The 21,710-nt window shown below is 67.2% G+C and carries 21 protein-coding genes; 1 reads left to right on the top strand and 20 read right to left on the bottom strand.

Annotated features, from left to right (window positions below):
• Positions 1–159 precede the first annotated feature (159 nt).
• Entirely contained in the window at positions 160–1,212 is a 1,053-nt protein-coding gene (locus J2S73_RS08940; RefSeq protein WP_306885169.1) for a DUF1036 domain-containing protein, read from the top strand.
• On the opposite strand, the gene J2S73_RS08945 is transcribed toward J2S73_RS08940, so the two are convergent.
• The 20 genes from J2S73_RS08945 to J2S73_RS09040 all read right to left on the bottom strand — a co-directional run bounded on the left by J2S73_RS08945 (position 1,209) and on the right by J2S73_RS09040 (position 21,689).
• Positions 1,209–3,689, bottom strand: coding sequence for a mechanosensitive ion channel family protein (locus tag J2S73_RS08945; RefSeq protein ID WP_306885170.1), 2,481 nt, complete (start codon positions 3,687–3,689; stop codon positions 1,209–1,211). The two genes, J2S73_RS08940 and J2S73_RS08945, sit on opposite strands and share 4 nt — an antisense overlap.
• 127 nt (positions 3,690–3,816) lie before the next feature.
• On the bottom strand, positions 3,817–4,638 hold the full coding sequence (locus J2S73_RS08950) for an outer membrane beta-barrel protein (RefSeq protein ID WP_306885171.1): 822 nt from the start codon (positions 4,636–4,638) through the stop codon (positions 3,817–3,819).
• Between the two features lie 237 nt (positions 4,639–4,875).
• Positions 4,876–5,868, bottom strand: a complete 993-nt coding sequence (dhaK, locus tag J2S73_RS08955) for a dihydroxyacetone kinase subunit DhaK (protein WP_306885172.1) — start codon at positions 5,866–5,868, stop codon at positions 4,876–4,878.
• Positions 5,869–5,872: 4 nt separating this feature from the next.
• Positions 5,873–6,325, bottom strand: coding sequence for a hypothetical protein (locus tag J2S73_RS08960; protein ID WP_306885173.1), 453 nt, complete (start codon positions 6,323–6,325; stop codon positions 5,873–5,875).
• 18 nt (positions 6,326–6,343) lie between these two features.
• On the bottom strand, positions 6,344–7,987 hold the full coding sequence (ptsP, locus tag J2S73_RS08965) for a phosphoenolpyruvate--protein phosphotransferase (RefSeq protein WP_306885174.1): 1,644 nt from the start codon (positions 7,985–7,987) through the stop codon (positions 6,344–6,346).
• The gene (locus tag J2S73_RS08970) at positions 7,980–8,267 is read right to left on the bottom strand and encodes an HPr family phosphocarrier protein (RefSeq protein ID WP_306885175.1); all 288 of its coding nucleotides are present in this window, start codon (positions 8,265–8,267) and stop codon (positions 7,980–7,982) included. Before J2S73_RS08970 ends, ptsP begins: the two co-directional genes overlap by 8 nt.
• Positions 8,268–8,271: 4 nt before the next feature.
• Positions 8,272–8,676 carry a dihydroxyacetone kinase phosphoryl donor subunit DhaM gene (gene dhaM, locus J2S73_RS08975; protein WP_306885176.1) on the bottom strand — a complete coding sequence of 135 codons (405 nt, stop codon included), beginning with the start codon at positions 8,674–8,676 and terminating at the stop codon, positions 8,272–8,274.
• A complete protein-coding gene (dhaL, locus tag J2S73_RS08980; RefSeq protein WP_306885177.1) occupies positions 8,673–9,299 on the bottom strand; it encodes a dihydroxyacetone kinase subunit DhaL in 627 nt (208 codons plus the stop codon). The genes dhaM and dhaL overlap by 4 nt, the downstream gene beginning before the upstream one ends.
• Positions 9,289–10,443, bottom strand: coding sequence for an ABC transporter ATP-binding protein (locus J2S73_RS08985; RefSeq protein WP_306885178.1), 1,155 nt, complete (start codon positions 10,441–10,443; stop codon positions 9,289–9,291). Before J2S73_RS08985 ends, dhaL begins: the two co-directional genes overlap by 11 nt.
• A complete protein-coding gene (locus J2S73_RS08990) occupies positions 10,436–11,578 on the bottom strand; it encodes an ABC transporter ATP-binding protein (protein WP_306885179.1) in 1,143 nt (380 codons plus the stop codon). Before J2S73_RS08990 ends, J2S73_RS08985 begins: the two co-directional genes overlap by 8 nt.
• Positions 11,579–11,585: 7 nt before the next feature.
• Positions 11,586–11,807 carry a hypothetical protein gene (locus J2S73_RS08995; protein ID WP_306885180.1) on the bottom strand — a complete coding sequence of 74 codons (222 nt, stop codon included), beginning with the start codon at positions 11,805–11,807 and terminating at the stop codon, positions 11,586–11,588.
• Between the two features lie 11 nt (positions 11,808–11,818).
• Positions 11,819–12,763 (bottom strand): carbohydrate ABC transporter permease, encoded by a 945-nt coding sequence (locus tag J2S73_RS09000; RefSeq protein WP_306885181.1) that lies wholly within the window; start codon positions 12,761–12,763, stop codon positions 11,819–11,821.
• Positions 12,760–13,707: a carbohydrate ABC transporter permease gene (locus J2S73_RS09005; RefSeq protein ID WP_306885182.1), complete on the bottom strand. Its 948-nt coding sequence runs from the start codon at positions 13,705–13,707 to the stop codon at positions 12,760–12,762. The genes J2S73_RS09000 and J2S73_RS09005 overlap by 4 nt, the downstream gene beginning before the upstream one ends.
• A gap of 128 nt (positions 13,708–13,835) precedes the next feature.
• Positions 13,836–15,152: an ABC transporter substrate-binding protein gene (locus tag J2S73_RS09010; RefSeq protein WP_306885183.1), complete on the bottom strand. Its 1,317-nt coding sequence runs from the start codon at positions 15,150–15,152 to the stop codon at positions 13,836–13,838.
• A 234-nt stretch (positions 15,153–15,386) separates the two neighbouring features.
• Positions 15,387–16,700: a TRAP transporter large permease gene (locus tag J2S73_RS09015; RefSeq protein ID WP_306885184.1), complete on the bottom strand. Its 1,314-nt coding sequence runs from the start codon at positions 16,698–16,700 to the stop codon at positions 15,387–15,389.
• Between the two features lie 3 nt (positions 16,701–16,703).
• On the bottom strand, positions 16,704–17,210 hold the full coding sequence (locus J2S73_RS09020) for a TRAP transporter small permease (protein ID WP_306885186.1): 507 nt from the start codon (positions 17,208–17,210) through the stop codon (positions 16,704–16,706).
• Positions 17,211–17,286: 76 nt separating this feature from the next.
• A complete protein-coding gene (dctP, locus tag J2S73_RS09025) occupies positions 17,287–18,282 on the bottom strand; it encodes a TRAP transporter substrate-binding protein DctP (RefSeq protein WP_306885187.1) in 996 nt (331 codons plus the stop codon).
• 92 nt (positions 18,283–18,374) lie between these two features.
• Positions 18,375–19,349, bottom strand: coding sequence for a 3-hydroxybutyryl-CoA dehydrogenase (locus tag J2S73_RS09030; protein ID WP_306885188.1), 975 nt, complete (start codon positions 19,347–19,349; stop codon positions 18,375–18,377).
• 1 nt (position 19,350) lies between these two features.
• A complete protein-coding gene (locus J2S73_RS09035) occupies positions 19,351–20,436 on the bottom strand; it encodes an NAD/NADP-dependent octopine/nopaline dehydrogenase family protein (RefSeq protein ID WP_306885189.1) in 1,086 nt (361 codons plus the stop codon).
• Between the two features lie 179 nt (positions 20,437–20,615).
• Positions 20,616–21,689: a siderophore-interacting protein gene (locus tag J2S73_RS09040; RefSeq protein ID WP_306885190.1), complete on the bottom strand. Its 1,074-nt coding sequence runs from the start codon at positions 21,687–21,689 to the stop codon at positions 20,616–20,618.
• Positions 21,690–21,710 lie beyond the last annotated feature (21 nt).

Genomic DNA, 21,710 nt, shown 5'->3' on the forward strand with positions numbered 1-21,710 from the left:
TCGCCCGGAGATACTTTATCGCTCTCGCCGGAGCCGACAATGGGGCGAACGGCCATTCCCGCCCGAAGTGCCGAGACGGTCGCAGGGGTCGGCGCCGACGCGAACGCCCGCTATGGTGGGGAGGCGCGGATGCGTGTCGGTCGGTTGGGGGGAGCGAACATGAGACGGTTACTGATCGCGGCTTGTCTGTCGACGGCGCTGGCGGGACTGGACGGGGGCCTGCACTCCGCCGCCGCGGAGCTTCAGTTCTGCAACGAGACGGATGTCGGGGTCAGCGTGGCGGTCGGCTACGAGGCCGACGATGGAGAATGGGCGTCGGAGGGCTGGTGGCGGATTGAGCCGGATGCCTGCAAGACGACGCTGAAGGGCGAGCTGACGCGGCAGAGCTATTACTGGCGCGCGACCTCCTCCCGCTATGACTGGGAGGAGTCCCGGTTCATGTTCTGCACGTCGCCGGAGGTCTTCACGATCAGGGGCGACACGAACTGCGCGGCGCGGGGCTACGAACGGTCCACCTTCAACCGGATCGAACTGCCCGAAGGCGTTCTGAGCTTCCGGTACCGTCTGACGGCCGACGCGGCGAAGGAGCCGGCGCAGGCTGCCAGCCAGAAGGCCGCCGCTCCCGGTGAGGTCGACCGGGATCCGCCCGGCACCCATGGCGAGCCCTACACCATCGCCGGTCTGCTCGGCGGCTGCGAGGGGACCGACACCACGTTCTGGTGCGATCTCTACGCCAACGGCTACCGGTACCGCGCGACAACCGGCGGGGCGACGCCCACGGCCACCATCGAGCGCCTGATGGACGTGCCCGTGAACACGCCGATGGTCTGGTCCGGCGACATGATCTCCTACGCGGGCTCTCTGGCCGAGGTCACGATCCGCGGTGCCCGCGAAGAGGGCGATGACCCGTTCGCAGACGTCCGTGCCCGTCTCCAGGGCTACTGGATCTCCACGGAAGATCAGGCCTACACGCTCCTGATCGCTGGAGCCCTGTTCGAGGAGTATTACGACAACGTGCCGACCGACAGCCTCGTGGTGGAGATCGCCGGCACCTGCCAAGGCTCGCGCGGAGCCGGTCCCTACCTGATCGCCCACCCGCTCGCCCGGGACGACGAGCCCCGCTGCTTCGAGATCGTGGAGGCGACGGACGACGCGCTCACGCTCTTTCCGCTCGGCACGATGGGCTTTCTCGATTTCCGGCGCGGAAGCTAGCCCGTCTTCTTCTCCGCCGCGTCGTCCGACGCCACAGCCGCTGCTGCGGCCGCCCGCGTGGTCGCCGCCTTCTGGGGATCGTGATCCTCCATCTCGGCCGCGTTCGGCACGTCCACGATGACGCGCTTCGGCGCGAAGTGGATGTCGTTCTCCTGGAAGGCCTTCTGGACCTTCTGGTAGACCGCCTTGCGGATGCCCCACTGCCGGTTCGGCTTGGCCATGAACTTGCCGGAGACGATGAAGGCGGAATCGTCCATCTTGATCACGCCCTGCGACTTGAACGGCTGGAGGAAGTCCGGCCCGATATCCGGATCTTCCAGGAGCTCCTGACCGATCTTCTTGAAGATCTTGCGGACCTTGTCGATGTCGGTGTCGTAGGGGACCCGGAAGCGCAGCTTCATGATCACCCAGTCGCGGCTGTAGTTGGTGACCTTGCCGAGGTCGCCGTAGGGGACCGTGTAGACGGCGCCCAGATAGCCGCGCAGCACCAGCGAGCGCGCGTTGAACCGCTCGACGGTGCCGGCCGTCCCGCTCGCCTCGATGTACTCGCCGATCCGGAACGCATCGTCCATCAGGAAGAACAGGCCGGAGATCAGGTCCTTCACCAGCGTCTGGGAGCCGAAGCCGATGGCCAGGCCGAAGATGCCGGCGCCGGCAATCAGCGGGGCGATGTTCACGCCCATGGCCGAAAGCACCACCATGACGGCCATCACCAGGATGATGATCTGCACCGCGCGGCGGAAGATCGGCAGGATGGTCTGCAGCCGGGTGCCGGCGGGGCCGCCGGGTCCGTCGTCGGACACCTGGCCTTCCGGCTTGTTGGCCTCTTCCTGCGCCAGCTTCCGGTCGATCCAGGCGGCGATCATCGCCCAGGCCACGTAGCTCAGAAGCGCGATGACGCCGATGTTCAGAAGCACGCGGATCGCGAACTGGGCGATCGGATATTCATGGGTCGATGAAAACGCATCCACACCGATCACGAAGGCAAACAGCGCCAGCGAGATCACCAGGGCGGAGATAGAGATGACCCGGCCGAGAACCCGCTTGTCGCGCAGCACGGCCTTGGAGGCCTCGCTCATCTCCTTCGGCTCGGCGTCTGCCGTCCCCTCGGCCTGTTGGTCCTCCGTTGCGGTTTCGCTGCCGCGATCGCTGCGCGTCATCACCATGCGTTCGCCGTCGTCCGGATCGGTGATGACGATCTGCATCGGCCCCTTGGCTGTCGCGACGGCCTCCTCTCCCATGAAGATCAGCTTGCCGAGGGAGCTGAGGTACGGGTTCAGAACGAACAGCACCAGGAAACCGGCGGCGGCCTTGATCGGATCGAACGGAAGGCCCATCAGCAGCGCGTAGACGCCGATCAGGAAGGCGACCATCACGTAGCCGAGGGCCAGGCCGTACCAGCTCCAGCCGGCTGCGCCCTGCGCCCATGCCGGAACCCCCCCGCTTCCGATTGCGGCACGCAAGGTGCGCAGCGCATGGCGACGGTAGCGCCACAGGAAGAAGCTGAAGGAGGCGGTGAACAGGATGGCGCTCAGCAGACAGCCGAGCCGCCAGATGTCCGGTTCCACGCCCCACATCCGTCCCAGAGTTCCGAACAGGAGAAGCACCACGCCAAGCGTGACCTGACGTCTTGTGCCGCGCACGAAGTGGGCTGCGGCCTCGTCGTCGACCGGCATGATGCGCCAGGCGGGATGGTTGGGCAGGAACACGAACCGGACGACCGCCACGGTGACCCGTGTGATCAGGATCGCCAAGAGAACGACGATCAGAAAGTCGCGCCGCGGGACGTCGCCGCCCCAGATCACGAAGAAGACGCCCACATAGCCGAGCGCGAAGGCAACGATGGCGCCCAGGCCGTGCAGCAACTGGCCGAACGCTCGCGACAGTTTCTGGCGAACCGTGTCCATCGGTGCCGCCTCGTAGCGGGAGACCATCGACCGGGTCAGGAACCGGTAGACGGCCTCGACCACCACGCCCGCCAGCGCCAGGCCGAGGATCGTCCCGAAAACGAGCAGAAGACCGCCCTGGCCGACGCTGACGCGCAGACGCTCCTGCATCTTGCCGACATAGTCGCCGATGACGTTTCCGAACTGGGACAGCACCGCGGCCAGGTTCTTGCGAAGCGCCGTGCCTTTCGCCTGCAGCAGCTTCAGCGAAGCTGCGGCCGTGTGACCCTGGGCGGTGCTTGCGGCGTCGGCGGCCGGAGCGTTCTCGGAGAGATAGTAGAGCAGCAGGTCGCGCGCCTGGGAGTCCGTCATCTTTCCGATCAGCGCGGACCGTTGCTCGGCGGTGAGGGGAGCCAGCTCGCTGGCGACCGAGGCGGCACTCTCGTCGCTGTCACTGCTGCCGGACCCGCCTTCGGCCGCCGCGATCGCCGCGGCTTCCTGGGCCTGCACCGGTCCCGCCGCGATCCCGAAGCCGCAGAGAACCAGAAAGAGCACCAGCCAGAGACCCGTGCTGCGACCTGTCATAACCATTCATAGCCCCCTCAGCGACCGCGGATCTTCGCCGGTCGCATTGAACATTCCATGTGGCTGGCCCCGTGTCGTTCAGAGACCGCCGCAAACCGTCGCGCCGCGTGCATAGGTGCGATGTCGGCCGGCCTCAGAACCGATAGACGACACCGAGTATCGGACCCTGAATCGTCACGTCGTATTCGAACGTTCCGCTCTGGTAGTCGACGCCGGCGGCCCTGTAGCCGGCCACGGCCGAGAACCGGTCGTTCAGGTCGTAGCCGACGCCGCCGAGCACGTCCCATCCGAAATCGGCACCGCCTGCGCCTGCCAGCGCCCAGCCCGTGAGATAGGCGCGTTCGGTCATGTCGAACCGGCCCTTGAGCCCGCCCATGGCATCGACCCAGGTGCCGTTGTCGGTGACCTTGATACCGTCGAGCCGCCCGCCCTGGAAGGAGAGGGCGTTCTCGACGTTCCAGAAGCGCGCGCCGCCCACCACGTCGAGCCGGAGCTTGTCGTTGTCCACCAGCGCGTAACCGGCGAGCGCGGTGAATTCCAGCGTCTTCGTGCCGACCTTAGCCGTGGACGCGAGCCGCCCGAATGGCGTCGCGTTCTTCGACGTGGTCTTCAGATAGAGGAAGTCGGTGGAAACGCTGAAGCGTCCGTAGCGCGCCTGCCCGGCGAGCATCAGCGAGAAATCCAGGGCATCGACGATGTCGGAGAAACTCTGGTCGATATGGACCGAAGGGGCTCCGAAATTCGCCGTCGTACCGGAAAGGCCGGACATCCATACATAGGGGGCGATCGATCCGGTCCAGGCGGAGGCCGGGACCTCGGCCACGACCGGAGCAGGTTCGACCGGGTCCGCCGCCTCCGCGCGGCCCGACTCGAGCGCCAGGAGGCCGACCGCAGCGAGCAGGGCGCATGCCGAACGCACGCCGGCCGAGTTGCAAAATGAATAGTGTCTGGTCATCGCCCTGTTCCCGCCGCCTGCGAGCGTCTGCAAGATCGACCGCAGTTGCCTGATCCGGACGCAGGCGCAATGCGCCGCGAGCCAAATCACGCGCCTGCCGATTTAGCCGACGCATCCGCCTGCAAACTTAGCATTTTACGCCAGTGGCTGGCACGCCCAGATTGGACGGGTTGCGCGTTTGCCTCCGGAGCGGGTCACGGGGGACACACGTCCGGGACGGGCCGAACGGCTTCTGCGTCAGGCGCCCCAGCGGAGCGCGGGCGTAATCACGGGTGCGTCCCAGTAGCCGGTGATTTCATCGTCGAGAAGGGTGAGCGTGACCGACGCGCCGGCCATGTCCAGGGAGGTCACGTAGTTTCCGACCAGCGAGCGCTCGATCTCGAGGCCGGCGGCCTCACACTCCTTGCGCGCGGCGCCGTAAAGCAGGGTCAGCTCCATCAGCGGCGTCGCCCCCATGCCGTTGATCAGAAGCAGCGCCTTCTGGCCCTTCTGGGGCTTCAGGTCTTCCAGGATCGCCTCGACCAGGAGCTTGGCGATGGAATCGGCCGGGGCCAGCTTTTCGCGGTGCCGCCCCGGTTCGCCGTGAATGCCGACGCCCACTTCCATCTCGTCCTCGCCGAGATCGAACATCGGCTTGCCGGCAGCCGGAACCGTGCAGGAGGTGAGCGCCACGCCCATCGAGCCGGTCTTGTCGTTGACCTTCTCGCCCAGCGCCTTGAGAGAGGCGAGGTCGAGTCTGTCCTCTGCAGCGGCGCCGACCACTTTTTCCACGATCAGGGTGCCGGCGACGCCGCGCCGGCCGGAGGTGAAGCTGGAATCCTCCACCGCGACGTCGTCGTCCACGAGGACCGTGGCGGCGCCGTCGCCGATCATCTCGGAGGCCATGTCGAAGTTCATCACGTCGCCGGTGTAGTTCTTGACGATGAACAGGATGCCCGCGCCGCCGTCGACGGCCTCCGCCGCGGCGATCATCTGGTCCGGCGTGGGCGAGGTGAACACCTGACCCGGGCAGGCCGCGTCGAGCATGCCCTTGCCCACGAAGCCGCCATGCAGCGGCTCGTGGCCGCTGCCGCCGCCCGACACCAGCGCCACCTTGCCGGAGACCGGACCGCCGGTGCGCAGGAGAAAGGTCGGGTCTTCCCGCAGGCGCACGATCGGAGCGTAGGCGGAAGCGAAACCGTGCAGGCTCTCGGAGAGCACGTCGTCCACGGAATTGATGAATTTCTTCATGGGTCTATTCCTCCTTGGCGCTGTCGCTCTGCATGCGGGCGATGGCGACCAGCCGTGAAACCGTGTCGCGCACCAGATCCTCCAGCGCGGCCTGGGCCGACGGGTCCGGCAGCACGGGGATCTCGATGTGCACGGTCTTGAGCGGCAGGTCGGTGTCGGTCTTGAGCTTGGCGGACTGTTTCGGGTGGGCCTGGTGGTAGGCGGCCAGAAAGCGCTCCCGCTCGTTCGGCGAGGCGTGCACCAGTTCCAGGATCAGGGCAACGTGGCGCGCAGGTATCGCGGTCGGATCGGCCGGATTGGTGATCTGCGAGACGAAGCTGCGATGGGTGCCGAGCACGCGCGCGATCTTCTGGCGCGCGCCTGACGGCCGCCGGTCCAGGCAGTCGCGCAGGATCTCCTTGTAGAACTGGATGCGCTCCTGGCGAGAGGCTGCGGCGCGTTCGGAGGATGACGGCATGACGGGCCTTCTCCGCCCCTATCCGAGCCGGTGCGCGGCGATGGCGCGCTTGGTCCGGCCGACCGCCGCCGGCGGCACCGACAGCGTCCGGATCCCGCAATCGAGCAGCGCCGGGATGACCTCCGGCAGGCTCGCCGCCTCGCCGCACACGCTCACCTCGACACCGCGCGTCCGTCCGGCGGTTGCGACCTCGGCGATCAGCCGGAGGACTGCCGGCGACAGCGGGTCCTGCAGATAGGCGACGCTGGCGGTGTCGCGGGCGGCGGCCGTCACGTACTGGATCAGGTCGTTGGTGCCGATGGAGTAGAACTCTGCGGCCTCGAACCGCGCCGCCTCCAGCGCCGCGGCCGGGGTCTCCACCATGATGCCGAGCGGCGCATCTCCGGTCGGCACGCCTGCCTTTGCGAGGCTTTCTGCAGCTTCATCCATGAGCGCGCGGGCCTGCACCAGTTCCTCCGGCACCGTCACCATCGGCAGCATGATCTTGACCGGTCCGTGAGCCGCGGCCCGCAGAAGCGCGCGCAACTGGGTCCGGAAGAGATCCGGATGGGCCAGGGACAGCCTCAGGCCGCGCAGGCCGAGGAAGGGATTGGTCTCGCCGTCCGGCGTGATCCCGGGCACCGGCTTGTCGCCGCCCGCGTCGAGGGTCCGGATCGTGACCGGCCGCCCGTCCGCCCATTCCACGATCCGTCGATAGGTCTCGTATTGGGCGTCCTCGTCCGCCGGTCCGTCGGCGAACAGGAACTCCGTGCGCGTCAGTCCCACGCCGTCGCACACGTCTGGATCCGCATCCGCGATGGTGGCGAGCCCGTCGACATTGACCAGCACCGTGATCGCGGTGCCATCGCCGGTCCGGGCCGGCTCTCCTTCCAGTCGGCGGGATTCGGCGTCTTCGGCTGCGGCGTCTGAAGCGGCCTTGCGCGCCGAGGCGAGGGTTTCCGCATCGGGATCGATCACGAGCTGATCGAGCGATCCGACTGAGAGCACGGCGGGGGATCCGTCGGTCAGGTCGTCGAGCGCGTCTTCTGTCAGATCGAGGCCGACCAGCAGCGGCAGGCCGCGGGCCCGGGCAAGCATGGCGACATGGCTGGTGGGCGAGCCGATGCGCGAAGCGATGCCGCGCACGTGGGCGAAGTCCAGCTCCAGAAACCGGGACGGGGTGAGTTCGTCCATGACGAGGATGATGGCGCCCTCGGCGATCTGGGACGGGTCGACGGCATTGGACAGGGCGCGCAGAACCCGTGCCTTGAGGTCCCTGAGATCGGACGCACGGGCGCGGAAATACTCGTCGTCGGCGGTGGCGTAGTCGTCGATCAGGCTGCCGATTCCAAGGCTGAACGCGGCTGCGGCGCCGCGACCGTCGGCAAGGGCGGCCTCGCCCGGCGCGATCAGCTCCGGATCGTCGAGAAGGGCGAGCTGAAAGCCCAGGATCTCGCCGGCCAGGTCGTCGGCATCGGCGAGCAGGGCGGTGAGTTCCGCCTTCGCCCGCTCGATCGCCGCCGCCAGCCGCGCCCGCTCGTGGGCCTCGTCGCCGATCGCGCCGGCTTCCTCGCTCGCGGTGCGTTCGACCGCCAGCGTGCCCACGGCAGTTCCGCGCGAGGCGAGGGTGCCCCCGATGCGGACCGGCCCGGCGGGGTCCCGGCGGCGAAGCGGTTCAGCCATCGAAATCGCGCTCCACAAGCGATACCAGCGCCGCCACGGCCTCCTCCGCATCCTCGCCTTCCGCGCGCAGATGCACGGTCGATCCCGTCCGCGCCTTCAGCTTCATCAGTTTCACCACGCTCTTGGCGTTGTGCCACGTCCCGGTGTCGTCGATCGACAGCTCGATGGTCGAGGAAAACTTCGCCGCTTCCTGGGTGAGCTTCACGGCGGGCCGGGCATGCAGGCCGACCTCGCTGGTCAGGACGACACTGGCTTCCGCCGTCGATGCGGTTGCGCTCATGCTTCTATCCTCCGAGCTCTTCCGCAGCCTCGACGACCGCGGCGAGCGAGGCGCCCGTGGACGCCATGGTTCCGGCGGTCACCGCGCCTTCCACGATCGGAGCGTTGGCGATGCGGACCACGCCCTGACGCTCTTCCGGGAGCGATTCGATGGCCATTTCGGTGTTCATCTCCGCGCCGCCCAGATCGACGAGGACGACCACCCCGGCGGGCCGCCAGAGCTTCTCGATCATCGCCCCGATCTCGGTGGCGTCGGTGCCGAGGCCACCGTCCGGATTGCCGCCGGTAAACGCCACGACGACGCTGTCGCCGACCATCTGGCGCACCATGTCGGCGGCGCCTCGGGCGACGTCCTTGGAATGGGAGACGATGCCGATGGCGACATGGTCTTCGCTGCTCGTATCGCTCACGGCGCTACTCCTTTACTCACGAGATCCGACAGCGTCTGCACGATCAGCTCGCTGGACCGGGCGCCGGGATCGAGATGGCCGATCGACCGTTCGCCCAGATAGGCGGCGCGCCCCTTGGTGGCCTTCATCTCCCGGGTGGCTTCCAGACCTGTCTCGGCGGCCGACCGGGCCGCGGCGGCCGCGTCCGCGCCGCTCTTGTCCGACGCCTCTTTGAGGGCGGCGACGACCGGCTCCCAGACGTCGATCATGGTCTTCTCGCCGGCGGTCGCCTTGCCGCGCGCCTTGACGCCGTCCAGCCCGCCTTCGACCGCCGCCGCGACCGCGGCCACGCTCGGCGTGCCGTCCCAGCTCTTGCCGGCCTGCATGAACAGGGTCCCGTAGAGCGGGCCGGATGCGCCGCCCACCTTGCCCACCAGCGTCATGCCGATCTTCTGCAGCGCCTTGGGCGGCTCTTCGGCGGCGATCTGGTCGATCTGCTCGAGCACCGCCTGGAACCCGCGCTTCATGTTGTGGCCGTGGTCGCCGTCGCCGATCGCGCTGTCGAGATCGGACAGCTCCTCGGAATGGGCAATCAGCGTTTCGGCAACCGCCTGGATCGCCGGCTTGAGCCAGTCAGCGGACACTGTGTACCTCCTCCGCCTGTGTTTCGGACCCGTCCGGTCCGTCCGTCTGCAGCCGCTGCGTCAGGTCGCGGGCGGCCTCGACCAGGGAGACGAACGCGGCCGCGTTCCTGTCGCCGGTCCGCACGGGCAGCCGGTTGCCGTCGCGGTCGAACGCGAGCGCGAAGGCCGGCTCGATCCGGACTGCGATCCGCCCGGCAACGCCTCCGACGGGCGCCGGCGGCTGCGCGGCATAGACGGTGGTCCCGCCGGCGCTCACGGTGATGACGTCCTCCGCTCCCAGACGTTCCGTCCTCACCACATCTCCGAGCGTGTCGTCCGGCCCGGCCTCGGCGGCCGGCACGATGCGAACGTGTTCCGGCCGGATTCCGATACGGTCGATGCCCGAACCGGTGAGACCGAGAGCCTCGGTTGAAAACAGATTGATCGGCAGATGGCCGACCTGCTGGGCCACGGCGACGTCGGCCGGCGTCTCGTAGAGGACTTCCGGCGCGTCGATCTGGTGCAGGCGGCCGTCGATCAGGACTCCGACCCGGTCGGCAAGCGTCATCGCCTCGACCTGGTCATGGGTCACATAGAGGATTGTGGCGCCCAGCTCCACCTGCAGATGCTTCAGTTCCGCCCTGAGCTCCTCGCGCAGCTTCGCGTCCAGCGACGACAGCGGCTCGTCCATCAGGAAGCAGGCCGGTTCGCGCACCAGCGCGCGGCCGATCGACACGCGCTGCATCTCGCCGCCCGACAGCCGGGTCGCCTTGTTGCCGAGCTTGTGCTCGATGCGGAGCTTCTCCGCGACCGCCTCCACCCGTGACTTGATGTCCTTGTCCGACAGGCGCTTGCCCGGCGCCTTCAGGGGGAAGGCCAGGTTTTCGAACACGGTCAGGTGCGGATAGAGCGAATATTGCTGGAACACGAACGCGACGTCGCGCTGGGGCGGCGACAGCGAGGTCGCATCGCGCCCCCCGATCAGGATACGGCCGTAGTCGGGCCGCTCCAGCCCCGCGACGAGGCGGAGCGTGGTCGTCTTCCCGGCCCCGGTCGGGCCGAGCAGCGCGAAGAACTCGCCGTCCTGCATGGTGAAAGAGAGGGATTCCACCGCGCGGGTGGCGCCGAAATCCTTGGTGACGGCCTGAAACGCGATCTCAACCATGGGAGGCCTCCGCATGGAGCATCGGGGTGTGGCCGGCTGCGGTTTCCGGCGGGGTCGTGCGATTGAGCGCAAGGCCGGTGTCGGCGTCGAACAGGATCGCCCAGGCCGGGTCGACGCCGACTCCGATCCGGTCGCCGATCTTCAGGGCGAGCCCCTTGGCGACGCGGGCCCTGAGCCGGCCGGCCGGTGTCTCGATGACGACGAGCCGGTGCGAGCCGAGATATTCGGTGGCGAAGACGGTGCCGGAAATCGGCTCGTCCGCGCCGACCTTCAGGTGCTCCGGCCGGATGCCGAGGACCAGCTTCTGGCCCGAAGCTCCCTCCGGCAGGGCGGGCACGGGAAGCTCCGGCGCGCCGGGCAGGGCCGCCTGCGCCGACGTGGCCCCGGGCGCGAGCGGCCCCTCGATCTCGATGAAGTTCATGGCGGGCGAGCCGACGAACCCGGCCACGAACAGCGAGGCGGGGTTGAGATAGAGCTCCATCGGCGGGGCTGCCTGCAGCACGTCGCCCTTGCTCATGACGGCGATGCGGTCGGCCATGCTCATGGCCTCGATCTGGTCGTGGGTCACGTAGACGGAGGTCGCGCCGATCCGGTCGTGCAGCCCGCGAAGCTCCTCGCGCATCGCGCTGCGCATCTCCGCGTCGAGGGTGCCCAGCGGCTCGTCCATGAGGAACGCGCGCGGCCGGCGCACCATGCCGCGGGCGAGCGCGACACGCTGCCGGTCGCCGCCGGCAAGCGACGAGATCCGGCGTTTCAGGAGATGCTCGATCCTCAGCACCCTGGCGACCTCGTCGATCCGCTCCTTGCGTTCGGACGCCGGTATCCCCTGGGAGCGGAGCGGGTAGGCGATGTTGTCCTTCACCCGCAGGTGCGGATAGAGCGCGAACATCTGGAACACGAAGGCGATGTCGCGCTTGGCGGCGCGCACGGAGGTCACGTCGCGCCCGTCCAGTTCGATGCGGCCCGAGGTCGGCATCTCCAGGCCGGCGATCATGCGCAGCGTCGTCGTCTTGCCGCAGCCGGAGGGGCCGAGCAGGGCGAAGAACTCGCCCTCGTGAATGGTGAGCGTCGTGTCGCGCACCGCGACGAAGTCGTCGAAGGCCTTGCGCAGATTGACGAGGCGGATTTCGGCCATGACGGATCTACTCGGGAAAATGGCTGACGATCATGAAGCCGACCGTTCCGGCCAGCACGAACCCGAACGAGGATCCGAAGACGGCGATCGAGAAGGGCTGGCACATCATCACCACGCCGATCGCGATCAGGGCCATGGCGATCAGCTCCAGCGGTCCGCGGGCCAGCACGCGGGGCCAGCGGCTTTCGGACGCTTTGGGCGGCGGGGGCGGCGTTTCCGGGTTGGTCATCTCGGGTGTCCTCACCTGACGGCGCCGAAGGTGATGCCGGCCAGGAGGTACTTCCTCAGAAGCACCGTGAAGAACAGGACCGGCAGGATGAAGAGCGTGGTGGCGGCGGCGACAGCCGGCCAGTCGAGCCCGCCTTCGCCGATGATCAGCGGAATGAAGGGCGGCGCGGTCTGGGCGTTGCCCGAGGTCAGCAGGATCGCGAAGTTGTACTCGTTCCACGAGAAGATCAGGCTGAAGATCGCGGTCGCGGCGATGCCGGCCTTCGCCTGGGGCAGCACCACCTTCATGAAGGCCTGGAACCGGCTGTAGCCGTCGACCATCGCCGCTTCCTCGTATTCGCGCGGGATCTCGTCGATGAAGCCTTTCAGCAGCCAGACGGCGAGCGACAGGTTCACCGCCGTGTAAAGCACGATCATGCCCAGATGCGTGTCCGACAGGCCGAGCTCTCGGTACATGAGGAAGATCGGGATCGCGACGGCCACGGGTGGGAACATGCGGGTCGACAGGATGAAGAACATCAGGTCGTCCTTGAGGGGGACCTTGAAGCGCGAGAACGCGTAGGCCGCCATCACCCCCAGGACCACGGTCAGGAACGTCGATCCGAATCCGATGATCAGCGAGTTCGTGTAGCGGTCGGCGAAGCGCGACGGGCCGGTGATGACCATGTTCCGCTTGCGCACCAGCTCCTCGTACCAGGTCTCCGCCGGCGGCAGGTTGGCCATGTATTCCGGCGACTGGCGCGAACGCGAGGTGAACACGTTCACGTAGCCTTCGAGCGTCGGCTCGAAGAAGACCTTCGGCGGATAGGCGATCGCGTCGGTAGGCGACTTGAAGCCGGTCATCACGATCCAGACGATCGGGATCAGCGTCAGGAGCGCGTAGGCCGCGACCAGGATGCCGGCGACCCATTTGATGCGCGGGCCGGGCTCGACGATGGAGTGGGCGGAGGTGCTCATCGCTGCTTCACCGTGTTCCAGGCCTTCACGTAGATGTTGGCGAAGCCGAACACCGTGACGAAGAGAATGACGGCAAGCGCGGCCGCGTAGCCGGTGCGCCACTTCTCGAACGCTTCCCGCTTCAGGAAGATGTTGGCGAGTTCCGTCACCGAGCCGGGCCCGCCGGAGGTCAGCTCGACCACCATGTCGAACATCTTGAAGTTCTCGATGCCCCGGAACAGGACGGCGAGCATCAGGAAGGGCAGCACCATGGGCAGGGTGATGGTCACGAACTGGCGCAGCGGGCTGGCACCGTCGATCTCGGCCGCCTCGTACAGGTCCTGGGGCACCGAGCGCAGGCCCGCCAGGCAGATCAGCATCACGAACGGCGTCCACATCCAGGTGTCGACCAGCACGATCGCCCAGGGAGCGAGGTCGCGGTCGGCGATCATGGAGAAGTGGGTGGAGCCGGTGAAGAAGCCGACGATGGCGTTAAAGATACCCACCTGCGGCTGGTAGAGATAGGTCCAGAAGGTGCCGACCACGGCCGGCGACAGCATCATCGGCAGCACGATCAGCGTGGTCCAGAGGCCCGACCCGCGGAACTGCTTGTTGATCAGCCAGGCAAGCGCGAAGCCGATCACGACCTGGAAGAACAGCGACCAGGTCACGAAGTGGGCGGTGTGCTGCAGGGATTCCCAGACGTCGTCCTGGCCGAGCAGGCGTTCGTAGTTGCCGGTCCCCATGCCGCGCACGTCCATCCCCGGACGGTTGGCGCGGTAGTTGGTGAACGACAGCCAGATGTTCCAAAGCAGCGGGAAGATGTTGATCGCCAGAAGGAGCGCGATCACCGGCGCGATGAAGACCCAGGCGAGCGCCCGGTCTGAGAGGCCCCGGCGGCGCGGGGGCGGCGGAGGGGCCGCCTCGGCGGCTCGGACGGTGTCGGGATGATCGGGCGCGTTCATGGCACTTCGCATCGCATCGAAACGGATCGGAAAGGGAGGCCGGCGGGCATCCGGTCAGGGGAGAGGCGCCCGCCGGCCGGCTTCGCGGGTGGCGGGCGCAGGAAGCGTCCGCCACGGGAGGAAGCGGCTTATTTCTTGCCGACGGACTCGAAGGTGAAGTCCCAGTCCTCGATCGTGGCGTCGAGGGCCTCCTGAGCCGTGCCCTGATCGGCCACGATGTAGTCGTGCATGTGCCGCTGCATCGACTGGAGCAGCTCCGCGTAGGTCGGCTCCTGCCAGAAGTCACGCACGTTGGACATGGCCTCCAGGAACTGCCCGGCGAACGGCTGGGAGTCCACGAAGCCGGGGTCTTCAAGGACGGCTTTGTGGACCGAGTAGCCACCCAGGTCCCACCACCGCTGCTGCACGTCCGGCTGGGCGAACCACTTGATGTACTCCAGCGCGTCGTCCTTGTTGTCGGAGTAGGACACGACCGAAATGCCCTGGCCGCCGAGCACGCTGGCCTCTGTCTTCGCGCTCGGATTGACGAAGAATCCGGAGACCTCGCCGCCGACCGCCTCGTCCTTGGCGATGCCGGGGAAGAAGGCGAAGAAGTTCATCTGCATGGCCGTCTGGCCCGACTTGTAGGCGTCGAGATTGTCGACCATGTAGGCGTCCGAGTGGCCCGGAGGCGTACAGCACTCGTAGAGTTCCTTGTAGGCCTCGAGCGCTTCCACGGCGGCTTCGGAATTGAAGTAGCCCTCCATCTCGTAGGGCTGGTCCGGGTTGTCGTACTCGACGTCCCAGGCATAGAGCGCGTTGGTCACGCCCATGGTGATGCCTTCGGAGCCGCGTTCGGTGTAGAGCGCGATGCCGTACCGGGTCTGGCCGTCGATCTCGCGGCCCTGGAAGAACTTCGCGGTTTCCAGAAGCTCGTCCCAGGTCTCCGGCGGGGCCAGTTCACGTCCGTACTCCGCCTGGAAGGCCTCGCGGATCTCCGGCATGGCGAACCAGTCCTTGCGGTAGACGTAGCCGACCGCATCGCCCATCGCCGGGAGCGCCCAGTAGTTCTCCGATCCCTTCGGCCAGGTCGCGTAGTTGTAGACGCCGGCGGGAAGGAAATCGTCCATCGAGATCCCTTCCTGCTCGAAGAAATCGTTCAGCTGGACGTAGTGACCGAATTCGGCGCCCAGGCCGAGCCACTGGCTGTCGCCGATCATCAGGTCGCAGAGCTTGCCCTGGCTGTTCAGCTCGTTGAGGAACCGGTCGGCGAAGCTGGTCCACGGGACGAACTCGTAGTTCATCTCGATGCCGGTCTTCTGGGTGAAGTCCTTGCCGAGTTCCTGCAGGGCGTTTGCGGGGTCCCAGGCCGCCCAGCAGAGCGTCAGTTCGCCCTCCTGCGCTTCGGCCGCCGACACGCCCAGTCCCATGGCGAGCGCGCACGCCGCCGTCATAAGTCGCTTCATCTCTCTCCCTCCCTCGTTCGGCTGACGCGTTGTTTTTTGAGGCGAGCGTCAGACCGCAACATGGAGAGGAGAGTGTTTACCTACTAAACAATTCTGTAAAGCGTTTTCCATGCTGCACCGCGCCTGGGCGAGCGTGCGCTGCACAAATTTGTTTAGTGAAAATTCAAATGGCGTATCGGCGGCCGGGGCCGATGACGGCCGCAATCGGCGCGCTACGGAACACGGCCCGCAGGCTCAGTTCATCAGATTGGGCAGGAACAGCGCGATCTCCGGCACCAGCACCAGAAGCAGGATCAGGAGCAGGGTGCAGGCGATATAGGGCGCCGCGGCGCGCGCGACTTCGCCGAGGGTCGTGCCGGGCGGCCCCACGCCCACCATCAGGAACAGCAGCATGCCGAAGGGCGGGGTCGCCAGGCTGAGTTCCAGCGCCAGCAGCATAACCACCCCGAACCAGATCGGGTCGAGCCCGAGCGACTGGATCAGCGGCATGAAGATGGGCAGCGTCAGCATCATCATGGAGAGCTGGTCCATGAACATGCCCAGCACGATCAGCGTCAGGAGCATGGCGAAGAGCATCACGTGGGGGCCCACGTCGAAGCTGGTCGCCCAGGACAGCAGCCCGGACGTGGCGCCGGAAAAGGCGAGCACCTGGGAGAACGTCGACGATCCGAGGATGATCAGGAACATCATCGCGGTGACGGCGAGCGATTCCGTCAGCGATTTGACGATCGCGTCCCAGGTCAGGGCCCGGTAGCAGATCGCCAGCACCACGACTGACAGCACGCCGAACGCCGCGCTTTCGGTCGGGGTGGCCCAGCCGAGCAGGATCAGTCCGATCACCGAAAAGACGATCAGCCCCATCGGCAGAACGTTGACGGCGAATGCCCTGATGATCTCACTGAGCGATGCGCGCTCGGTGGCGTAGCCGGGAGCGGCGTCCGGATCGCGGGCGATCAGGATGCGGATCGTCACCACGTACAGGACGGCGAGGATCAGTCCCGGCACGATGCCGGCGATCAGGAGGGCGCCGACGTCGATGCGCGCGAGCGAGCCCAGCAGCACCGCCAGCGTGGACGGCGGGATGATCATGGCAAGCCCGCCCGTCGCCAGGATCGGGCCCATGATCATGTGCTTCTTGTAGCCCCGCTTCAGCATCTCCGGCGTCATCAGCGAGCCGAGCATGGCGGTGTTGGCCATCGAGGAGCCGGAGAGCGTGGCGAACAGCGTGCCGCCCCCCACGGTCAGATAGGAGAGGCGGCCGCGGACGCCGCCGAGGCACTTGTCGAGGGCGTCGAACACGCGCATCGCAAGTCCCGTGTGGAAGAACAGCTCGCCCATGATCATGAACAGCGGGACGGGCACCAGCGTGAACGTGGTGACGGTGCCGCTGGCGTTGTCGACGAGCTGGTCGATGCCGGCCATGCCCCCCATGAACACCAGCACGCCCACGATGTTGATCGTCAGGAACGCGAAGGCCACCGGCACGCCGAGGGCCATCAGCACAACGATGCCGCCGAGGAGAAGGACTGCTGCCTGAGGCCAATCCATCGCTCAGGCTCCGCTGCCGTGCTGGTTGCCGAGCGCCGTCCGGCCGAGGATCAGAAGACGCAGGAATTCCGTCGCGCACAGGATGAGACCCAGCGACAGGAGCGCGTAGGCGACCCAGCCGGGCACGTCGATGGACCGGATGTCGACCGCGCCCCGGTCGATGGCGTCTGCGGCCAGAAGCATCGCCCGCCAGCCGAGAAAGGCACAGACGCCGAGGGACAGGATCATGCCGGACACCAGGATCGTCCTGTAGGCGGGACCCGGCAGCTGCTCGATCAGGCTGCCGACCGCGACGTGTCCCTTGCGCCGGACGAGCCAGGGCGCGCCGCCCATGGTGGCGGCGAGCATCGCGTACTCCACGAGCGCGCTCGCGAACCGCAGCGGCTGCAGACCGAAATTGCGCAGGAGGACGTCCGCCACGATCAGCGCCGTGGAGACGGCGAGCGTGGCGGCTCCGGCAACGGCAAAGCCGATGATGAGGGCATCGTAGCAGCGGATCAGCGCGCGCATCGGGTCTCCGGCGGGGCGTCGGAACGACAGGAACCGGCGGTCTGCTGCCGCCGGTCCCGGTTGCTGCTGAGTTGTCTCAGCGGTCGTAGTAAGCGTCGCGCAGATCGTCGTAGTGGGCGCTTCCGCTGTCCTTCAGGCGCTTCCAGGCGGTCGCGAATGCCTCGTCCAGATAGGCCTGACGGGCGTCACCGGTGATGTCGATCACCTGCATTCCGTCGGCGCGGACGGCCTCGTCGGTTTCCTTGATCACGGTCTGATAGTGATCATAGGATTCCTTCTCGTACTCGATCGCGGCCTTGGTCAGGATTTCCCGGGCCTCTTCCGGCAGCTCGGCCCACTTTTCGGCGTTCATCATGATCGCCAGGTCGGTCTGGAAGAAGGGCGGATCGATCCGGTACTTCAGGAACTCGTCCCACGAGAGGTCGGTGATGCCCACCAGCGGCCAGCCGATGCCGTCGACGACGCCGCGCTCGAGCGCCGTATAGACTTCCGGAACCGGCACGGAGACCGTCGTCGCGCCGAGCGTATCGAAGAATTCGCGGTAGATCGGCTGGCTGCGCAGCTTCAGGCCGGTGAGATCCACGCCGCCGTCCGCCGTGCGCTCCGGCTCTTCCGTCAGGTAGATGTGGAAGTCCACGCCGGTGTCGATGTGCGCGAGGAGATAGGCGCCGAGCCCTTCCTTGTAGACCTCCTGCATGATGGCGAAGCCGCCCTTCTCGCGGCCCTCCATGGCGCTGACGGTGGAGCCGACCCAGGCGTCCACTTCCGGCATTTCGCCGAGATAATAGGTGCCCGGGCCGTACTGCATGTCGATCACGCCGCGGCGGATCGCCTGGGCCTGCTGCGGCGGCGGGATCACCTCCGGGCCGCCCATATAGTTGATCTGGAAGACGCCTTCGCCCATCTCGTTCGCCTTCTCCACGAAGCGCGCGAAGCTCTTGGCGAATTCGACCGGTTTCGGGAAGGCGGTCACGGCCTTGATCTCGATCTCCTCGGCGTGGCCGGGAGCGGCGGCAAATGCGGCGAGCAGCGCGCCGGCCGCCACCGACTTGAGGCAGGTCTGGAAGGTCATTGCTTTTCCCCTCTGCTTGGGCGCCGAAGCGCCCGAGATCGTTCGACAGGTCTGGTGGTGCGATTTTTCTTTTCAGGTCGTTTGGCCGGACCTCACGCCGGAGGGCGTGCAAGGTCCAGCAGGCGAAGCTGGTCGAGCAGGCGGCCGAGCCGTTCCTTGCGATAGGCGTCCACGTCGCGGTCGCGATAGTCGAAGAAGCCCTGGCCGTCGCGCAGTCCGTTGCGGCCCTCCTGCATGTTGCGGTCGATGATATCGGGCGCCTTGAAGCGCTCTGCACCGGTCGCCCCGGTCATGTAGCGGCTGGCATAGTAAAGGATATCGTTGCCGCCCCAGTCGATGAACTCCAGCGCGCCGAGCACGGCGAAGCGGAACCCCATTCCGTAGATCAGGGCCTTGTCGATGTCCTCGGGAGAGGCGACGCCTTCCTCCGCCATCCGGGCGGCCTCGTTCATCACAAGGGTCTGGGTCCGCGGCACGATGTAGCCCGGCGAGGCCTTCAGCCGGACCGGCACCTTCCCGATCTCCGACAGAAGCGCCTCCAGTGCGGCCGTCGCCGCTTCGGCGGTGCGCTCGGACGGCATCAATTCCACCAGCGGGATCAGATAGGCCGGATTGAGCCAGTGCGCGTTCAGGAACCGGTCGGGCCGCGACACCATGTCGATCAGGTCGTCGACCAGGAAGGTGGAGGTGGTGGATGCGACCACGGCACCCTCGGCCAGATGCGGATCGACCAGCGCGAAGGCCTCGGCCTTGGCTTCCTTCACCTCCGGCACGCCCTCGAAGACGAAGGAGGCGCCGGCGAGCGCCTGGTCGGCCTCGCTGCGGCGGCAGACCCGGATCCGCTCGAGGATGCGGTCGATGGCGGAGGGCTCGAACAGGCCGAGCTCGGCCAGCATGGACAGCGCCGCGCGGATGTCGGCCAGGGCTTCGGACCGCAGCCGCTCGAAGTCGGCTTCCGGCCGGTCCTTGGCGTCGAGCAGCGTGACCTCGGAGCCGGCATAGGCGAACACATGGGCGATGCCGCGCCCCATCCGTCCCGCACCGACGGCGCAGATCCGCGGTGCCATCTCAGATCCCCTCGCGCAGAAGGTCGATCATTTCCTGCCGGTTCAGGGCGGCCAGGCCGAGTTTCTCCAAGGTACGCCCCTGGGCTTCGAAGTCCTCGCCGACCATCGCGCCTCCGATCGCGAACAGTCCGGCAGCGACGGGCGTCGGCGTCCCGAGCCAGCGCCCGACCGACACGATGAAGCCGAGTCCGAGGGCCAGGTCCTCGCGCATGTAGCGATGGGTGTAGAGGTCCAGCTTCTCCCGCCAGTCGCCGGAGTCGGTGAGCTTGTCGTGGGCGAGCGCGCCGTACATCCACTCGTCCCCGTCGGCGGAATAGTGGTCCGCCAGCGGGAAGTGCGGGGCGGCGTAGCCAAGCGCCTCACGCACGGCGATGCGTTCGCCATCGAGCGTCGTGGTGACGGCACGGATCGTGGGCTGTGTGCCCTCGTTGTGGATGTCCCAGTGCTCGAAATGCTGGATCGGGCCGGCGTTCATCACGATCAGCGGGGGGTGGATGATCGGTCCCGCATTCATCAGCGCGCCGGACAGCGCGTCCTCGACCGGCTCGATCGCGCCGGGGAAGGCCTGTTCGATCACCGCCAGGGCCCGCTCGGAATGGCGCGCTGGAAAAACGCCGGTGGGCAGCCGTGTCGCGCGCGTGGTGATGGCGATCAGGTTGTCGCCGTGCTTGCGGCACAGCCAGGGGAGCGTGCCGGTCTCGGCAATCGCCACGTCGGCGGTGCAGCCGGCCTCGCGCAGGGCCTTCATCATCACATAGCTGCCGAACGTGCCCGGCGGCAGGTAAATGACCTGGCCGTCGCTCAGATACGGAGCCAGCGCCTTTGCAAGGTCTTCCTGTCCGAAGGCGGGGATGGGCGCGACGATCAGCTCGGCGCCTTCGACGGCCTGGCCGAGATCGCTGGTGATCTCGGCGAGCGGCACGAACCGGGTCCCCTCGAAATCCTTGAGCTCGATTCCCCCCGCGGCCCTGGCCGGCCCGAGGGCAGCGGGATCCCGCCGCCAGAAGCTCACCTTGTGGCCGCGCAGCGTGATGTCGACGGCCGCCGCGAAGGACCCGTTTCCGCCACCGATAACCGTTGTCTTCAAGAAAGCTCCCCCGCCGCGCTGAAAAAGATGCCGCCGATCGCGGCGCGGCTAAAATCTATGCATATTCATGTAAACCGCGCAACCGGCCTTAGTCCCCGTAAAGACGTCGATGGCCTGGCATCGAGGAAGGTTCTGCCGGGCACGGACCGGAAATCGCGGTCTTTCGGGCCGGGGTGCCCTCAGTCGGTTGTTGTGGATGCGTCCTTGCGCCAGTAGGCGGCAGCCAGTCGGCTCGACTTGTGGAGACCGCGTTCCTTGTCGAGGAAGGACCGGATCCGCCGCGTGGCGGCCTGCTCGGCGGCGACGAACACGAAAATTCGCTCCGGCAGGGCGTTCCAGTCCAGGTCGCGGACGGCACGTTCCAGGAGATCGCTGTCGCCTGCGGCGGTCGCCCCCCGGTGCAGCCAGCCCAGATCGAGATCGGCTGCCGTCGCGATCGGCTGTTCCTCATCCTGGTCCGCGATTTCGATCCGGGTGATCAGACGGGCGCTCGCCGGCAGCGTTTCGGCCATGCGGGCGATCACCGGCAGCGCGGTCTCGTCGCCGGCGAAGACATAGGCGTCGGCTTCCGGCGGCCTGCCGCTTCCGCCAGGACCGAGGAGGCCGACGCGGTCGCCAAGAGCAATGCTCTGGGCCCAGCGCGTGCCCGCCGACCCGTCGTGCAGGACCACGTCGATCGCGATCTCGTTGGCTGCGAGATCGACGCTGCGGACGGTGTAGACCCGCGGGGTCAGGGCATCGGGGCCGGTCGGCCAGATGGTGCGTCCGTCGGGGGCGGCGTGCGGCCAGACCGGGTCGCGGCCTTCCGGCGCGATCAGGACGCGAACATGATAGTCGCCGGTATCGTAGTGGGCGGCGTCGCCTTTCAGGATCACGCGCCGCATCCGGGGCGTGAGCTGCCGGGTGCCGACCGCCACGAGTTCGCGCAGATAGGGGATGTCGCGACGTGCCGCGTCCGCTCCCGACCAAGCGAACGCGGGCACCGTCCCCGTCGCCAGCTCGTGGAGGTGCTCGGCGAACACCGACTTCATGACCGAAAGCCGGGTGTCGTCCACCCCGGACACGCGGACATGAAGCGTGCCGGCGCTGACGCTCAGGTCGGCGTCGCCATAATAGCTGTCGATCCGGGCGACGTTGCCGTCGACCGTGACCTCGGCATGCTCTTTGAGATGCTCGCAGAGACGGGCGTGGACCGCCTGGGCATCTTCCAGCGGCACGACGGCTTCTGCGGTCAGGCGGTCCTGGGTGGTCATGGGGATGCGGGTTCCGGTCTT

It is taken from the genome of Amorphus orientalis (genome assembly GCF_030814015.1).
GTDB lineage: Bacteria > Pseudomonadota > Alphaproteobacteria > Rhizobiales > Amorphaceae > Amorphus > Amorphus orientalis.

Excerpts from the sequence above, each read along its gene's own strand:
- J2S73_RS08940 (WP_306885169.1), top strand. The coding sequence starts at position 160 with ATGAGACGGTTACTGATCGCGGCTTGTCTGTCGACGGCGCTGGCGGGA.
- J2S73_RS08945 (WP_306885170.1), bottom strand. The coding sequence starts at position 3,689 with ATGGTTATGACAGGTCGCAGCACGGGTCTCTGGCTGGTGCTCTTTCTG.
- J2S73_RS08950 (WP_306885171.1), bottom strand. The coding sequence starts at position 4,638 with ATGACCAGACACTATTCATTTTGCAACTCGGCCGGCGTGCGTTCGGCA.
- dhaK (WP_306885172.1), bottom strand. The coding sequence starts at position 5,868 with ATGAAGAAATTCATCAATTCCGTGGACGACGTGCTCTCCGAGAGCCTG.
- J2S73_RS08960 (WP_306885173.1), bottom strand. The coding sequence starts at position 6,325 with ATGCCGTCATCCTCCGAACGCGCCGCAGCCTCTCGCCAGGAGCGCATC.
- ptsP (WP_306885174.1), bottom strand. The coding sequence starts at position 7,987 with ATGGCTGAACCGCTTCGCCGCCGGGACCCCGCCGGGCCGGTCCGCATC.
- J2S73_RS08970 (WP_306885175.1), bottom strand. The coding sequence starts at position 8,267 with ATGAGCGCAACCGCATCGACGGCGGAAGCCAGTGTCGTCCTGACCAGC.
- J2S73_RS08985 (WP_306885178.1), bottom strand. The coding sequence starts at position 10,443 with ATGGTTGAGATCGCGTTTCAGGCCGTCACCAAGGATTTCGGCGCCACC.
- J2S73_RS08990 (WP_306885179.1), bottom strand. The coding sequence starts at position 11,578 with ATGGCCGAAATCCGCCTCGTCAATCTGCGCAAGGCCTTCGACGACTTC.
- J2S73_RS08995 (WP_306885180.1), bottom strand. The coding sequence starts at position 11,807 with ATGACCAACCCGGAAACGCCGCCCCCGCCGCCCAAAGCGTCCGAAAGC.
- J2S73_RS09000 (WP_306885181.1), bottom strand. The coding sequence starts at position 12,763 with ATGAGCACCTCCGCCCACTCCATCGTCGAGCCCGGCCCGCGCATCAAA.
- J2S73_RS09005 (WP_306885182.1), bottom strand. The coding sequence starts at position 13,707 with ATGAACGCGCCCGATCATCCCGACACCGTCCGAGCCGCCGAGGCGGCC.
- J2S73_RS09010 (WP_306885183.1), bottom strand. The coding sequence starts at position 15,152 with ATGAAGCGACTTATGACGGCGGCGTGCGCGCTCGCCATGGGACTGGGC.
- J2S73_RS09015 (WP_306885184.1), bottom strand. The coding sequence starts at position 16,700 with ATGGATTGGCCTCAGGCAGCAGTCCTTCTCCTCGGCGGCATCGTTGTG.
- J2S73_RS09020 (WP_306885186.1), bottom strand. The coding sequence starts at position 17,210 with ATGCGCGCGCTGATCCGCTGCTACGATGCCCTCATCATCGGCTTTGCC.
- dctP (WP_306885187.1), bottom strand. The coding sequence starts at position 18,282 with ATGACCTTCCAGACCTGCCTCAAGTCGGTGGCGGCCGGCGCGCTGCTC.
- J2S73_RS09030 (WP_306885188.1), bottom strand. The coding sequence starts at position 19,349 with ATGGCACCGCGGATCTGCGCCGTCGGTGCGGGACGGATGGGGCGCGGC.
- J2S73_RS09040 (WP_306885190.1), bottom strand. The coding sequence starts at position 21,689 with ATGACCACCCAGGACCGCCTGACCGCAGAAGCCGTCGTGCCGCTGGAA.